Origin of the sequence: Kitasatospora sp. NPDC057936, from assembly GCF_042887525.1 — a bacterium.
GTDB lineage: Bacteria > Actinomycetota > Actinomycetes > Streptomycetales > Streptomycetaceae > Kitasatospora.
On sequence record NZ_JBHVPD010000093.1, the window covers coordinates 23,412 to 37,870 of the forward strand.

12 protein-coding genes, 1 tRNA gene and 1 riboswitch are annotated in these 14,459 nt (G+C 73.6%); of the genes, 8 read left to right on the forward strand and 5 right to left on the reverse strand.

The features are described from left to right. Window positions 1-40: 40 nt before the first annotated feature. From ACFVU9_RS35580 to ACFVU9_RS35590, 3 genes are all read right to left on the reverse strand, one after another. Entirely contained in the window at window positions 41-457 is a 417-nt protein-coding gene (locus ACFVU9_RS35580) for an ATP-binding protein (protein ID WP_380442790.1), read from the reverse strand. Between the two features lie 447 nt (window positions 458-904). Next, window positions 905-1,729 carry a glycerophosphodiester phosphodiesterase family protein gene (locus tag ACFVU9_RS35585; RefSeq protein ID WP_380497685.1) on the reverse strand — a complete coding sequence of 275 codons (825 nt, stop codon included), beginning with the start codon at window positions 1,727-1,729 and terminating at the stop codon, window positions 905-907. Between the two features lie 79 nt (window positions 1,730-1,808). Then, a complete protein-coding gene (locus tag ACFVU9_RS35590; protein ID WP_380442794.1) occupies window positions 1,809-3,260 on the reverse strand; it encodes a purine-cytosine permease family protein in 1,452 nt (483 codons plus the stop codon). Further along, window positions 3,253-3,400, reverse strand: a riboswitch (TPP riboswitch). (Overlaps the previous gene by 8 nt.) Window positions 3,401-3,633: 233 nt before the next feature. On the opposite strand from ACFVU9_RS35590, the gene ACFVU9_RS35595 reads away from it, so the two are divergent. The 6 genes from ACFVU9_RS35595 (at window position 3,634) to ACFVU9_RS35620 (ending at window position 10,194) form a co-directional block, all read left to right on the forward strand. Next, window positions 3,634-5,523, forward strand: coding sequence for a S1C family serine protease (locus tag ACFVU9_RS35595; RefSeq protein WP_387600695.1), 1,890 nt, complete (start codon window positions 3,634-3,636; stop codon window positions 5,521-5,523). A gap of 61 nt (window positions 5,524-5,584) precedes the next feature. Continuing rightward, window positions 5,585-5,672, forward strand: a tRNA-Ser gene (locus ACFVU9_RS35600). Window positions 5,673-5,792: 120 nt separating this feature from the next. Then, window positions 5,793-6,620, forward strand: a complete 828-nt coding sequence (locus ACFVU9_RS35605; RefSeq protein ID WP_380442798.1) for a MerR family transcriptional regulator — start codon at window positions 5,793-5,795, stop codon at window positions 6,618-6,620. Between the two features lie 273 nt (window positions 6,621-6,893). Further along, on the forward strand, window positions 6,894-8,258 hold the full coding sequence (locus ACFVU9_RS35610; RefSeq protein WP_387600698.1) for an FAD-binding oxidoreductase: 1,365 nt from the start codon (window positions 6,894-6,896) through the stop codon (window positions 8,256-8,258). Between the two features lie 422 nt (window positions 8,259-8,680). Continuing rightward, complete coding sequence (locus ACFVU9_RS35615; RefSeq protein WP_380442802.1) at window positions 8,681-9,010, forward strand: hypothetical protein; 330 nt, start codon at window positions 8,681-8,683, stop codon at window positions 9,008-9,010. Window positions 9,011-9,387: 377 nt separating this feature from the next. Then, on the forward strand, window positions 9,388-10,194 hold the full coding sequence (locus ACFVU9_RS35620) for a pyridoxal 5'-phosphate synthase (protein ID WP_380442804.1): 807 nt from the start codon (window positions 9,388-9,390) through the stop codon (window positions 10,192-10,194). A gap of 15 nt (window positions 10,195-10,209) precedes the next feature. On the opposite strand, the gene ACFVU9_RS35625 is transcribed toward ACFVU9_RS35620, so the two are convergent. After that, complete coding sequence (locus tag ACFVU9_RS35625; RefSeq protein ID WP_380442806.1) at window positions 10,210-11,277, reverse strand: DMT family transporter; 1,068 nt, start codon at window positions 11,275-11,277, stop codon at window positions 10,210-10,212. Between the two features lie 152 nt (window positions 11,278-11,429). On the opposite strand from ACFVU9_RS35625, the gene ACFVU9_RS35630 reads away from it, so the two are divergent. Next, window positions 11,430-12,302 carry a DUF1906 domain-containing protein gene (locus ACFVU9_RS35630; protein ID WP_387600701.1) on the forward strand — a complete coding sequence of 291 codons (873 nt, stop codon included), beginning with the start codon at window positions 11,430-11,432 and terminating at the stop codon, window positions 12,300-12,302. Window positions 12,303-12,344: 42 nt separating this feature from the next. On the opposite strand, the gene ACFVU9_RS35635 is transcribed toward ACFVU9_RS35630, so the two are convergent. Next, window positions 12,345-12,536 carry a hypothetical protein gene (locus ACFVU9_RS35635; RefSeq protein WP_380442810.1) on the reverse strand — a complete coding sequence of 64 codons (192 nt, stop codon included), beginning with the start codon at window positions 12,534-12,536 and terminating at the stop codon, window positions 12,345-12,347. Between the two features lie 184 nt (window positions 12,537-12,720). On the opposite strand from ACFVU9_RS35635, the gene ACFVU9_RS35640 reads away from it, so the two are divergent. After that, window positions 12,721-14,382 (forward strand): long-chain fatty acid--CoA ligase, encoded by a 1,662-nt coding sequence (locus ACFVU9_RS35640; RefSeq protein WP_387600704.1) that lies wholly within the window; start codon window positions 12,721-12,723, stop codon window positions 14,380-14,382. Window positions 14,383-14,459 lie beyond the last annotated feature (77 nt).

Below are 14,459 nucleotides of genomic sequence, written 5' to 3' on the forward strand. Positions count from 1 at the left end.
GCGCTGCGGCGGGGGCGCCCGGGGCCTGCGGGCGGGGCGCTCAGGCGCTGCGGGCGTCACCGCCGGTGCGCCTGGCGTGCCGCGCGCGGGCGGGCAGCGCGGCCCAGACCGTCACCTCGCCGGGTGCGTCGCGCACGCCCCAGTCGCTCGCGAGCTGGTCGACGATGCCCAGGCCGCGGCCGCCGCGCGAGGTCAGCGAGGGGCTGCCGGGCTCGGGCCGCGTCGGTGCGCCGCCGTCGGTGACCTCCACCGTCAGCACGCCGTCCGCGTGCATCTGCCAGCGGACGAGCACGCCGCCGTCGTCGCCGGGCTGTTCCGCGTCCCGGCCGGCCGGCGCACCGGCGTGCGGCCCGGACGGGACGCCGACCAGTACCTGGTCGACGACCTCGGCCAGGGTGCCGCGCCCGAGCGCGGGCAGCGGGCCGAGCGGCCGGGCGTACCGGCACGCATTGCTCAACAGCTCGGAAAGGATCAGTACGGCATCATCGATGACCGGTTCCGGTATCTGCCGATCACCCAGATCTCGACGCAGTCGGCGCCGTGCGACCCCGACACTCGCTGGGCCGTGCGGCACTGCCATGGTCGATGAAGTCGGCACTTCACGCGCCACCATCAACGCCACCCCCGGACCTCCTTCAGCGTATGCCGAGGGATGGATGCCCCTTGGTAATGCGTCGGAAACGACCGCGCGACGATCCCGCGAGCCCATTTCGAGCAGCGCGACCGAGGGTGGGCGGGAGGTCATTCCCCGCTCACCCTCCGTCGCGCCGGCGCACGATTTCCGGCAAGAAACGTGCGCGGAAGGTTTGAATGCCGACCGGATCGGTCGGGTTCGGCGATCAGGTTCCGACAGAGCGGTCGGCACCCACCGGGATCCGTGGGGCCTGTGGGCCCTCCGGGGCCCTCAGCGGCCGAGCTGCGCCAGCACCTGCGCGGGCTTGTTGGTGATGATCGCCGACACCCCGAGCTCCAGGCACAGGTCCACGTCGGCCGGCTCGTCGACCGTCCACACGTGCACCTCGTGGCCCAGCTCGCGCAGCCGCGGCACCAGGTCGGGCTTGGCCCGCACCAGGTCGATGCCGGGCCCGGCGATCCGCGCCCCGCCGGGCAGCGGCCGGCCCTCCCGCAGCCGGCCGAGCAGCGGCAGCATCCGCTCGATCAGGAACACCCGAGGGTAGTCCGGCGCGGCGGCGGCCACCCGGTCCAGCGCGATCGACGAGAAGCTCATGATCCGGGCGGACGGGCGGTCGCCCTCGCGGGTGCCGGAGATCTTGAACCGTTCGAGCATCCGGAGCAGCTCGGCCTCGACCCGGCCGCGGAAGCGCACCGGGTGCTTGGTCTCGATCGCCAGGTCCACCGGCCGTCCGCAGTCCACGACCAGCTCCAGCAGCCGCTCCAGGGTCAGCACGCCGCGCAGCTCGGGGTCGGTGCTGGGCCGGCCGGTCTTCCAGGCGCCGAAGTCGTAGTCCTGCAGCTCGGCGAGCGTCATCGCCGAGACGGTGCCGCGGCCGTTGGAGACCCGGCCGATGCGGCGGTCGTGCACGCAGACCAGCTCGCCGTCGGCGGTCACCCGGACGTCGCACTCGACGGCGTCCGCGCCCTCCTCGAGGGCCCGCCGGTAGGCGGCCAGGGTGTGCTCGGGCAGGGCGTCCGAGGAGCCGCGGTGGGCGACTACCTGGACGGACGGCGCGGTGCGCGGGGCCGTCGAAGACAGATCTGGGCTGGTCACGCCGTCAACGATAGGCGGAGCAGGTGACGCGGAGGCGAAGACGGTCCCAACCCGAGGGGCCGTCCTCGCCTCCGCTCCCTCAGTGCTGCGGGGTGCGCCGGCTCAGCGGGGTGAGCGCCCAGGTGACCAGCGCGGGCACCGCGAAGGCGAACAGCGAGGCCGACGTCCACTCCTGCGGGGTGAAGTGCAGCGCCCCCTGGGCCGAGGTCCAGAAGTCGGTCCACCAGCCGGCTACCGGGGTCGGCGCGATGAACTGGTAGACCGCGAAGCCGAGCACCCACGGCAGCAGCATCAGCCAGCGCGAGGGCGCCTCGGCGGTGAGGTTCCAGCCGTTGCGGCCGGCGCCGAAGAAGTAGTCCACCGCCAGCACGGCCAGCAGCGGCACGAAGACCGAGCCGATCAGGCCGAGGAAGTTGGTGTACGTGTCGGTGAACTTGTCGATCCGCAGCGCCAGCACGGTGGTCAGCAGGCCGATCGCGCCGGACAGCACCCGGCGGTCCGCCCGCGGCAGCAGGTTCTGCACCGACATCGCGGTCGAGTACACGTTGGCGAAGGACTGGTCCGTCTCGCGCAGCACCAGCACCAGCAGGAACAGCCAGCCCGCCCAGACGCCGAGGAAGGAGTCGAAGATCTTGTTCGGGTCGCCGTCGGACTGCAGCAGCGCCATCAGGCCCAGCGCGTAGCACCACACCTGGGCGACGGTGTAGCCGGAGAAGCTGCCCCAGAACGCCGAGCGCGGCGTGCGCGAGTGCCGCGTGTAGTCGGCGGCGAGCGGGACGAAGGAGATCGACACCGCGATCATCGCGTCGGTGGCGCCCAGGAAGCCGTGCCAGTTGCCCTTGCCCGGGTCGGGCACGCCGTGCCGGCCCAGCTGGACGGTCAGGTAGACCATCGCGACGGCGACGGCGCCCGCCACGAAGCGCCGCAGCACCCGGATCGAGCCGAGCGGCCAGATCGTCAGCACGGTGGTCAGCCCGCCCGCGAGCAGGACGAACAGCCACCGGTAGCCGTCCGTGTGGGCGACCGTCTGCGCGCCCGCCGCGATCGTCAGGAGCTCGAACACGCCCCAGCCGATGCACTGGACGATGTTCAGCACCGTCGGGACGTACGAGAGCCGGGTGCCGAACAGCCCGCGCAGGTTCGCCATCGCCGGCGCGCCGGTGCGGGCGCCGATCAGCGCGGCCACGCCGAGCATCGCGGTGCCCACCGCGGTGCCGGCCACGATCGCGGTGCCCGCGGCGGCCAGCGACAGCTCGCTGCCCGGGGCGCCGAGCACGGTGGCGGCGGTGGAGAAGCCGATCAGGCTGACGCCGAGGTTCATCCACAGCGCGAAGTGGTCGCGGAAACGCAGCGTGCGCGGCGGCTCGGCGTCGAGGACGAGCGGTGCCTCGGCCTTCTCCGGCCGGTCCAGCAGCGCGGTCGCGGCGGCGGTCCCGCCGGATCCGGGCCCGTCATGACCGGTCGTGGACGATTCGGAGAAACCCTTGGACTCGGGCGCGCCCGAAGAAGAGGATGGCGAAGCAGGCGGCATGGCCGATACTCCCTACGCCGGCATTACCCGGACAGGTTCCGGCGGTCAGCGCCCCCTCGACGGTCCGCCCGGGATCCCGTGGCGTACGGTCGACCAGCGCACTCTCAGCCTGGAAGGTCCAAGCTCCCGCGTGTCAGTTTGGAGCGACAGGCTAACCGGCACCGGGGCGAACGCCCAAGGCCAGGGGGCGTGCCGTCCGCATCGCGGGACGTTCGGCGGGGGTGGGGGAGCCGCCGCCGGGAACGTGTCGTCGAGCGGAGGCGTCGGTCCCGCCTAAGGATTCTTATGAGTTCTTCAGAGGGGTCCTTACGGCAATCGAATCGGCAGTGCGAAAAACTATGGTCCTTGGTTCTGTCAGCTATGGAGGTCGTCCGTGAGCACCGAGCGCGAGGTTGGGCCCACCGGGCCGCAGGGGGAGCAGCCCTCGGGCACCGAGGCCGCGGCAGCGGCCGCGGCTCCGGACGGGCACAAGCCCACCATGGCCTTCGGCAGGATCCCCGAGCCCGAGGCCCCGGCGGACGCCGCGCCGGCCGACGGCGGGCACAAGCCGACCATGGCCTTCGGCCGGGTGCCCGAGCCCGAGGCCCCGGCGGACGCCGCGCCGGCCGACGGCGGGCACAAGCCCACCATGGCCTTCACCAAGGTCCCCGCCCCGGAGGCGGCGCCCGTCGCCCCCGCTGCGCCCGAGGCGGCCCCCGCCGCGCCCGCCGAGGCGCCGGTCGCGCCGGTCGCCGAGAGCGGCTACATCGACGCCCCGCCGCCGGTCCTGCCGCCCGCCCCGGCCGCGCCCGTCGCCCCGGCCGCGGTACCGGCCGCGCCCGTTGCCCCGGCTGCGCCCGCCGCGCCCGTCGGCGAGGCCGCCCCGGTCCTGCCGCCGGTCGCCAACCCGTACGCGACGCCGACCCACGGCGTCCCCGCCGCCGGCGCCCACGACCCGTACGCCGCCCCCGGCGCCCAGCACCCGTTCGGCGCCGGCCGCCCGCTCGGCGGCTGGGGCGCGGGGCACGACACCACCGCCGCGCACGGCATCCCCGGCTACCCGGGCGCCCCCGGTGCGCCCGGCGGTCCCGCGGGCCCGCTCGGCTACCCGGCGGACTACCCCGGCGGCCCGGCCGGCCCCGGCGGTCCCCGCAAGAAGCGCGGCGGCCTGGTCGCCCTGATCGCCGCCGTCGCCCTCGTGGCGGGCATCGCCGGCGGTGCCGTCGGCGTGGCGGTCTCGGGCAACGGCAACTCCGTCGCCTCCGCGGACGACCACCGCAGCACCACCATCCAGGCCAGCAACACCCAGAAGAACGAGCCCGCCCCCGGCTCGATCGCCGCCATCGCGCAGAAGGCGCTGCCGAGCGTCGTCACCATCAAGGCGCAGAACAGCAGCGAGTCGGGCACCGGCACCGGCTTCGTCTTCGACACCGAGGGCCACATCCTCACCAACAACCACGTGGTGGCGCCCGCCGTCACCGGCGGCGGCGGGAAACTGACCGTCAAGTTCGCCGACGGCTCCTCCTACAGCGCCTCCGTGCTCGGCCGCGCCGAGGGCTACGACGTGGCCGTCGTCAAGATCGACAACCCGCCGAAGGAGAAGCTGAGCCCGCTCACGCTGGCCGACTCCGACAAGGTCAACGTCGGCGACGCCACCATCGCGATCGGCGCGCCGTACGGCCTGGAGTCGACCGTCACCAGCGGCATCATCAGCGCCAAGGACCGCCCGGTCGCCTCCGGCGACGAGACCGGCGCCCAGGCCTCCTACATGAACGCCCTGCAGACCGACGCCTCGATCAACCCCGGCAACTCCGGCGGCCCGCTGCTCGACTCCAGCGGCGCCGTGGTCGGCATCAACTCGGCGATCCAGTCCAACGCCTCCGCCAACGGGCGGGCCGGCAGCATCGGCCTCGGCTTCGCCATCCCGATCAACCAGGCCAAGTGGGTCGCCGACACCCTGATCAAGACCGGCAAGCCGGTCTACGCCCAGCTCCAGGTGCTGCGCAACGACGACTACAAGGGCGACGGGGCGCAGATCCAGACCCGCGACATCCAGGGCCAGCCCGCCGTCACCCCCGGCGGCGCCGCCGACAAGGCCGGCCTCAAGCCCGGCGACGTCATCACCAAGCTCAACGGTGCCCCGATCGAGAACGGCCCGGCCCTGGTCAGCCGGATCTGGACGCACAAGCCCGGCGAGACCGTCGACGTCGAGTACCAGCGCAACGGCCAGACCATGACCACCAAGGTCACCCTCGGCTCGCGGGAGGGCGACACCCCGAGCTGACCCGGCACCCGGAAACCGTGTGCACCGAACCCCGCCGGACCCGTTAGGCTGACCTCCGCCTGGAGAGCTGCCCGAGCGGCCTAAGGGAACAGTCTTGAAAACTGTCGTGGCGTGACCCGTCACCGTGGGTTCGAATCCCACGCTCTCCGCCGGTAGGGGAAAACACCTGCTCAGGGCGGGTGCCGACATCGAGTCGGCACCCGCCTTCGCGTTTTGCGGGCAGCGGGGCTTGACCCTGACACCGTGGGAGGCCGTGCACTGGGAGCACCATGTTGAACATCGGAGACTTCGCCAGGCACGGCCGGGTGTCGGTGCGGATGCTGCGCCATTACGACGCCATCGGACTGCTGCACCCCGCCCGGGTGGACCCGGTCAGCGGCTACCGCTTCTACCAGGCGGCCCAACTCGCCCGGCTCAACCGGGTGATCGCGCTCAAGGAGCTGGGCTTCACGCTCCAGCAGGTGCGGGCCGTCCTGGACGAGGAGGTGGACGCGGCCGAACTGCGCGGGATGCTGCGGCTGCGGCGCGCCGAACTGGCCGAGGCGATCGCGGCGGACACGCGGCGACTGGCCCGGGTGCGGGCGAGGCTCCGGACGATCGAGAGCGAGGGGACCATGTCCACGCACGATGTCGTGGTGAAGCCGGTGCCGTCCGTCCGGGCGGCCGAACTGAGCGCGGTGGCGGCGAGCTACCAGCCGGAGGACATCGGACCGGTGATCGGCCCGCTGTTCGCCGAGCTGTGCCGCCGGCTGGCGGCGGCGGGGGTCGCCGAGACCGGCCCGGCCGTGGCCCGCTACGAGGAGGCCCCGGAGGGCGGCGGCGCGGTGCTGGTCCGCGCCGCGGTCCCGGTCGGGCCGGGGGTGCGGGCGGGGGAGCACGACTTCGACGTGGTCGACCTGCCCGCGCTCGACCACGCGGCGACGGTTGTCCACCGCGGGTCGATGGACGACGCGGTGGGCGCCTTCCAGGAGCTGGCCCACTTCATCGAGGCCAACGGCTACCGCTCCACCGGCTACGCCCGCGAGCTCTACCTGGAGTGCCCGGACGACCCGGCCCACTGGGTGACCGAACTCCAGGAACCCGTCGAGCCGCAGTAACCCGCGACGCAGGCCCCGTCGGCCCCACCCGCCGGGGCCTGCACGGCCCTCCGCCCTGTCTTCCTCCGTTGGCCCTCCGGCAGAGCCGTTCCCCCATCCCCTGCGCCGCAGGGCCCACTTGCCGGGGCGCCTGTACGGCCCTCCGCCTCCTTCCCCCGTCCGCTCCCCGGCGGAGCCGTTCCCCCACCTCCTGCCCCGCAGGGCCCACTTGCCGGGGCTTCGCCCGGCGGGCAGAGTGCGGGGGACGACTGCGGGCGGTGAGCGGAGGCGGCGATGGGTGATCTGACGGATCGGCTGGCGCAGGGGCTCCCGCCCGGGGCGGTCGTCGTGGACGAGGACGTCATGGACGCCTACCGCCACGACATGGCGGGGTTCTGCGCCGCCGGGACGCCCGCCGTCGTCGTGTTCCCGGAGACCGTCGAGCAGGTGCAGCACGTCCTGCGGACCGCCACCGAGCTCCGCGTCCCGGTGGTGCCGCAGGGCGCGCGGACCGGGCTCTCCGGTGCCGCGAACGCCGTCGACGGCTGCGTCCTGCTGTCCCTGGTGAAGCTGAACCGCATCCTGGAGATCGACCCGGTGAACCGGATCGCGGTCGTCGAGCCGGGCGTGGTCAACGCCGAACTCTCGCGCGCGGTGGCCGACTTGGGCCTGTCCTACCCGCCGGACCCGTCCAGCTGGGAGTCCTGCACGATCGGCGGCAACATCGGCACCGGCGCCGGCGGCCTGTGCTGCGTGAAGTACGGGGTCACCAGCGAGTACGTGCTCGGGCTGGACGTCGTGCTCGCGGACGGGCGCCTGTTGTCCACCGGCCGCCGGACGGCCAAGGGCGTGGCCGGGTACGACCTGACCCGGCTGCTGGTCGGTTCGGAGGGCACGCTGGGCGTGGTGGTCCGGGCGGTGCTGTCGCTGCGGCCCGCCCCGCCGCCGCAGCTGGCACTGGCGGCGGAGTTCCCGAGCGCGGACGCCGCCGGGGCCGCGGTCTGCGCGGTGATGGCGGGCGGTCTGACCCCGTCGCTGATGGAGCTGATGGACGCGGTCAGCGTGCGGGCGGTCAACGAGATGGGGCGGATGGGCCTGCCGGCGTCCACCCAGGCGCTGCTGCTGGTGGCCTTCGACGGGCCGGACCGGGCCGCCGAGCTGGCGCGGGTGGCCGAGCTGTGCCGGTCGGCGGGGGCGACGGAGGTCGTGCCGGCCGAGGACGAGGCGGAGTCCGAGCTGCTGCTGGCGGCCCGGCGGCTGGCGCTCCCGGCCCTGGACCGGCTGGGGACCACGATGATCGACGACGTGGCGGTGCCGCGTTCGCGGCTGGCCGAGATGCTGAACGGTGTCGCGGCGATCGCCGAGCGGCACGCGCTGACCATCGGCGTGGTGAGCCACGCGGGGGACGGCAACACCCATCCGATCGTCATCTTCGACGCCTCGGACGAGGAGGAGGCGGCACGGGCGCAGCGCTCCTTCGACGAGATCATGGCGCTCGGTCTGGAGCTGGGCGGCACGATCACCGGCGAGCACGGGGTCGGGCTGCTCAAGCGGGACTGGCTGGCGCGCGAGCTGGGGCCGGTGGCGCTGGACCTGCAGCGGCAGCTGAAGGCGGTCTTCGATCCGCTGGGAATCCTCAATCCGGGCAAGATGGTCTGATCTTCCGACGGTCGCAGCATCATTCCTGAATGATGGTCTTCATAAGTCGCCGATTGTCGACATGGTCGGGTCGTCGAACTTTTCGGGGGCGTGTCTTCCCTTGCTGCGCGCCCAGGGTGGTGCGGTGATTTTTCCGTGCGCTCCTTCGCGCGGCCTCGCGCGGGGTCGGGTAGGGCTTCGCAGGGCGTCCGTTCGGATGAAATCCCAGCTCAGGATAGGTGTGTCGAAGCGCTGTCCCGCTGTCGTGCCGTTATGCGGGGCCTTGGTGGATATCACGCTAACGGGCGAAAACTGCTCCGTCAGGTGGTGCTTTGTCGATTTGTTGCGGAAGTCTGTCTCTCGGCGTCGCAGCCCGCAGGTGTTCGTCTGGCCGGCGAACTCCCGCACACATTGCACGATTTACCGTTTTCTTGGAGGTTCTCATGGTTCGCATCCACACCCGTCGGGTGGCCGGTTTCCTGGTCGCCGCTCCGCTCGCGGCCGGTCTGCTGCTCGCTGGTGCCGGTGCTGCGGCGGCCGACAACGGTGCGATGGCGGGCGCCGGTTCCAACGCCGGCGTCGTCTCCAACACCGGCACCGGGAACGTCTTCGGCGGTGTCGACGGCAACTACGTCTCCACCCAGCAGACCGCCACGGGTTCCGGCGCCTCGAACCAGAACAACACCCTCGCCGCGAAGGACAACGCGGGCACCATCCTGGCCGACCAGTCCAACAAGAACGTCAACATCGTCTTCGCGCCGATCCTCCACTGATCCGGGCGCACTCCACCGTCGGCGGGGGCGCCGGAGGTGGGTGGCCGCGGGTGAGCTGAGCACCCGCGGCGGGGCTCGGAACGGTCGCGATCGATGCGACGAGCGCATGACCGGCCAGCGGAAAGGGTCGCCGCGAACCGGCCTCGTGGGCGGTGCCGTCACCGGCACCGCCCACGTGTGCGTCCGGGGCCGGGGCCGCCCGAACGGCTCCGGGGACCGCCGCCGTCAACCGTCCGGGTGCGTACAGCCAGGGCCCGCGCCCGGAGTCGTCCGACGGCGGCGGTACGGTTGCGCCCGACAGCACACCGCGCGCGCCCGGGTCCAGGAAGGCCCGGCCGGCCGCGGCGGCGGACGCGGCGACCGGAAGGAAGGGCGCGATGGCAGCGGAGGAGGAGGGCCTGACCGGCCCGGGCGAGGCCGGGTCCGCACCCGGCCCGGACCCGAGGTCCGAGTCGCGGCCCGAGTCGCGGGACGAGCACCGCGATGAGCACCGGGACGAGCCCCGGCCGGAGCCGAGGTCCGTGCCCGAGCTGCTGCTCGGCCGTCCGCCGATGGCCCGGCCGCTGCCGACCTTCGACGCCGAGGCCGCGCCCGCCGAGCCCGGCCCGCTGTTCGCGGACTGGCTCACCACCGCCCTGGACGCCGGCGTGCTCGACCCGCAGGTGGTCACCCTCTCCACGGTCGACGCCGACGGCCTGCCGGACGCCCGGGTGCTGGTGCTGCGCGACGTCGACGCGAGCGGCACCGGCTGGGTGTTCTCGGCCGCCGCCGACAGCCCGAAGGGCCGTCAGCTCGCCGACCACCCGGCCGCCGCGCTGACCGTCTACTGGCCGCAGCTGGGCCGGCAGGTCCGGGTCCGCGGCACCGTCGAGCGGGCCGCCGACCTGGTGGCGGCCGCCGAGTTCGCCACCCGCTCCCCGGCCGCCCGGGTGGGCGCGCTGGTCGGGCGCCAGAGCGAGCCGCTGGCCTCGCTGGAGGAGTACGACGAGGCCGTCGCGGTCGCCCGGCGCCGCCTGGAGGCCACGCCGGACGCCGTCGCGGCCGGCCACGCCGTCTACACGCTCTGGGCGCACGAGGTCGAGTACTGGCAGGGTGACGCCGAGCGCCGCCACATCCGCCTCCGCTACACCCGCACCGGCCCGGTGCGCACCCCCGAGTGGTCCCGCACGCTGCTCTGGCCCTGAGACCTCCTCAGGAGTTCACCTGCGCCCGGTCAGCGTCGCGCCGACGCTGGCCGCCACCACGCAGCCGATCCCGGCCAGCTGGGGCACGCCCAGCAGCTGGCCCAGCACCACCAGGCCGACCAGCGCGCTGACCGCCGGCTCCAGGCTGACCAGCACGCTGAACACCCGCTGCGGCATCCGTCGCAGCGCGGTCATCTCCAGCGCGTAGGGGATCACCGGCAGCAGGAGCGACACTCCGGCGACCGAGGCGAGCAGCACCACCGGCGAGGCGTCCGGCGCGGTCAGCCCGTGCCACGCCTCGCCGAGGCCGAACGGCGCCAGCGTGATCGCGCCGACCGTCATCGACACGGCGAGGCCCTGGAAGCCCTGGAACGCGGCGCCGACCTTGTCGGTGAACAGGATGTACAGCGCGTAGCAGGCGGCCGCGCCGAACGCGAAGAGCAGGCCGACCGGGTCCAGCGAGCCGCCGCCGTCGCCCTCGCCGAGCAGGGTCAGCAGGGCGACCCCGGCCGCCGCGAGCAGCGCCCACAGCAGGTGGCTCGCCCGCCGGGCGAAGACCAGGGCGACCGCGAGCGGGCCGAGGAACTCGATGGTCGCCGCGGTGCCCATCGGCAGCCGGTCGACCGCCCCGGCGAACAGGAAGGTCATCCCGGCCGAGGCCATCCCGAGCAGGGCCGCCGCGGCGAGGTCGCGCGGGCGCTTGTCGCGCAGCTTCGGCCGGGTGACGGCGAGCAGGATGACCGCCGCGAAGCCGAGCCGGAGGAAGGTCGTGCCGCTGACCCCGAGCGGGCCGAAGAGCGGCTTGGAGAGCGCGATCCCGGTCTGCACGAGGAACATCGCGGTCAGACACAGAAGCGGCGCCGGGATGCTCTCCGGGCGCCGCAGGAACTTGGGGAGCCGGCCGGTGGGCCGGCCGGGCCGGAGATCGGGTGGTGCCGCGGGGCCGGGCGCCTCGCCTCGTCGCCAGCTGCCGCGCTCGCCGGCGGGCTCGCCCTTGGGGGCGGGCGGCATGGCAAGGGCCTCGGCGACGGCCGTGGTGGCCGGCGTCGGGGCGGCGGTTTCGCCGGGCATGGAGGTGGGCATGGTGACGAGTTTGCCGTAAGGAGTGCAGAACGGGCAAGCTCGTTACAAAATTCGGGACGGAAGCGGACGGGTGCGCCCGAAAGGGTGGGCGCGGGCGGGCCGCGCGGCGTGGTTGACGCGTTCATCCGATGGTCCGTCAGTATCACGGATTGATGCGCTATCTCCGCCCCACGGCCCTCGTCGCCGCCGCCCTCGTGCTCCTGCTGGCCATCGACGGAACCGGCGCGAGCGCCGAGGCCACCGCCCCGGCCGCCGTCGCCCTCCCCACCATCCGACCGCTCGCGCTGCCCGACCGCGCGGGCCCGCCCAAAACCCGCGGCGCCTTCAGCGGCCTCGCCTTCGACGTCTGCACCGCGCCCCCGCTGTCCACCATGCAGACGTGGTGGGACAACTCCTCGTACAGCGCGATCGGCATCTACACCAGCGGGTCCCAGCGCGCCTGCTCCCAGCCCCGGCTGACCGCCGACTGGGTCAGCCAGGCCCGGGGGATGGGCTGGCGGTTCCTGCCGGTGCACGCCGGGTCCCAGGCGCCGTGCCTCGACCCCGCGCGCAAGCCGCTGCGGATCGACCCGTCGCACGCGGCCGACCAGGGCCGCTCCGAGGCCGACGAGGCGGTCGGCGGGCTGCAGGCGCTCGGCTTCGGCCCGGGCAACCCGGTCTACATGGACATGGAGGCGTACCCGAGGAACGACTCCGCCTGCGCCCAGGCCGTCGTCGACTTCGCCCTCGGCTGGACCCAGCGGCTGCACGAGCTCGGCTACACCTCCGGGTTCTACTCCAGCTTCAGCTCCGGCATCGCCGACCTGTCCGCCGCGGCCTGGGCCCACAGCTCCCCGCTGCCGGACGCCGTCTGGTACGCCAAGTGGGACGGCCACGCCGACACCAATGCGCCCGCCCCGCTCGGCAATGACCTGTGGGTCTACCACCAGCGGGCCCACCAGTACCAGGGCAACGTCAAGGACACCCACGGCGGCGTCACCCTCACCGTCGACCGCGACTACGTCGACGGTCCCGCGGCCGGCTGAGCGGCTGGCTGAGCGGGCGGCCGAGCGGGCGGCCGGGGTCCGTCAGCCGCCGAACGGCAGCCAGCCCCGGCCGAGGCAGTCCCCGCAGGTCTCGGTGATGTACCCGGTCCCCGTCCGGTCGGCCCGCACGCCCAGCCGCGCCCGCGTCCGCACCCCGCCCGAGCAGTTCGGGCACGGCACCCGGAACCGCACCGGCTCCCATCCCACCTGCGGGCCGTCCTGGCTCTCGTCCATGGCGTCCAGTATCACGTGCGGCCGGCGCGCCCCGCGGTCCCGTGCCCGGTCCGTGATCCGTGCAACGGGGTCGGGATGCTGACAGCGGCCGGACGGAACGGCACAATCGGGCACGTCCGCGCCCATTACCGCCCGGTAGGTGCCGCAGGCGCACCCGCCGGTGCCGCCAGGTCAAGGAGGACCCGTGTTCAGCACGATGCAGGACGTACCGCTCACCGTCGCGAGGATCCTGGAGCACGGGTCCACGATCCACGCCCGGTCGACCGTCACCACGTGGGACGGCACCGGACCGGTCGTCCGGACGTACGCCGAGGTCGGGGCGCGGGCCGCCCGGCTCGCCCACGCGCTGCGCGACGAACTCGGGGTCACCGGCGACGACCGCGTCGGCACGCTGATGTGGAACAACGCCGAGCACCTGGAGGCCTACCTCGCCGTCCCCGCCATGGGGGCCGTGCTGCACACGCTGAACCTGCGCCTGCCCGCCGGACAGCTGTCGTTCATCGTCAACCACGCCGCCGACCGCGTGGTCATCGTCAACGGCACCGTCCTTCCGCTGCTCGCCGCCGTCCTGCCGGAGCTCGCCCCGACGCTCAAGCACATCGTGGTGAGCGGCCCCGGCGACCGCTCGGTGCTGGCCGGCTTCGCCGGCACCGTCCACGACTACGAGGACCTGATCGCCGACCGGCCCACCGCGTACCCGTGGAGCACCGAGATCGACGAGCGGCAGGCCGCCGTGCTCTGCTACACCTCCGGCACCACCGGCGACCCGAAGGGCGTGCTCTACAGCCACCGCTCGGTCTACCTGCACTGCCTCCAGGTGAACACCGGCGACAACTTCGCCTTCACCCCGCGCGACACCGCGCTGCCGGTCGTCCCGATGTTCCACGTCAACGCGTGGGGCATCCCGCACGCCGCCTTCATGTCCGGTGCCAACCTGCTCATGCCGGATCGTTTCCTCCAGCCCAAGCCGATGGCCGAGATGATCGCCGCCGTCCGACCCACCGTCAGCGCCGCCGTCCCCACCATCTGGAGCGGCCTGCTGGACGAGCTCGACGCCGGCGACTACGACACCTCCAGCCTGCGCATGGTGGTCATCGGCGGCAGCGCCTGCCCGCCGTCGCTGATGAAGGGCTTCGAGGAGCGCCACGGCATCAGCGTCATCCACGCCTGGGGCATGACCGAGACCTCGCCGCTCGGCTCCTTCGCCCAGCCGCCCGGCGGCCTCACCCCCGAGGAGGAGTGGCCCTACCGGATCACCCAGGGCATCTTCCCGGCCTCCGTCGAGGCCCGGCTGATCGGCCCGGGCGGCGAGCGGATGGCCCACGACGGCGTCGCGGCGGGCGAGTTGGAGGTGCGCGGCCCCTGGATCGCCGGCGCGTACTACGGCGGCGCCGGACAGGACCCGCTCCGCCCGGACGACAAGTTCTCCGAGGACGGCTGGCTGCGCACCGGCGACGTCGGCACCATCACCGCCGACGGCTACCTGACCCTCACCGACCGCGCCAAGGACGTCATCAAGTCCGGCGGCGAGTGGATCTCCTCGGTCGACCTGGAGAACCAGCTGATGGCCCACCCCGAGGTGGCCGAGGCCGCCGTGGTCGCCGTCCCGGACGAGAAGTGGGGCGAGCGCCCGCTGGCCACCGTCGTGCTGCGCCCGGGCGCGACGGCCGGGCTGCCCGAACTGCGGGCCTTCCTGGCCGGGCGGATCGCCTCCTGGCAGCTGCCGGAGCGCTGGTCGATCGTCGAGTCGGTGCCGAAGACCTCGGTCGGCAAGTTCGACAAGAAGGTGATCCGGGCCAGCTACGCGGCGGACGAACTGGACGTCACGGTGCTCGGCAAGGAGTGACCGCGGTACGACGGAGGGGCGGGCCCCCCCCGCGGGGGGGGCGGGCCACCCACGGGCGGCGCCCCCGGCGGCGCCGC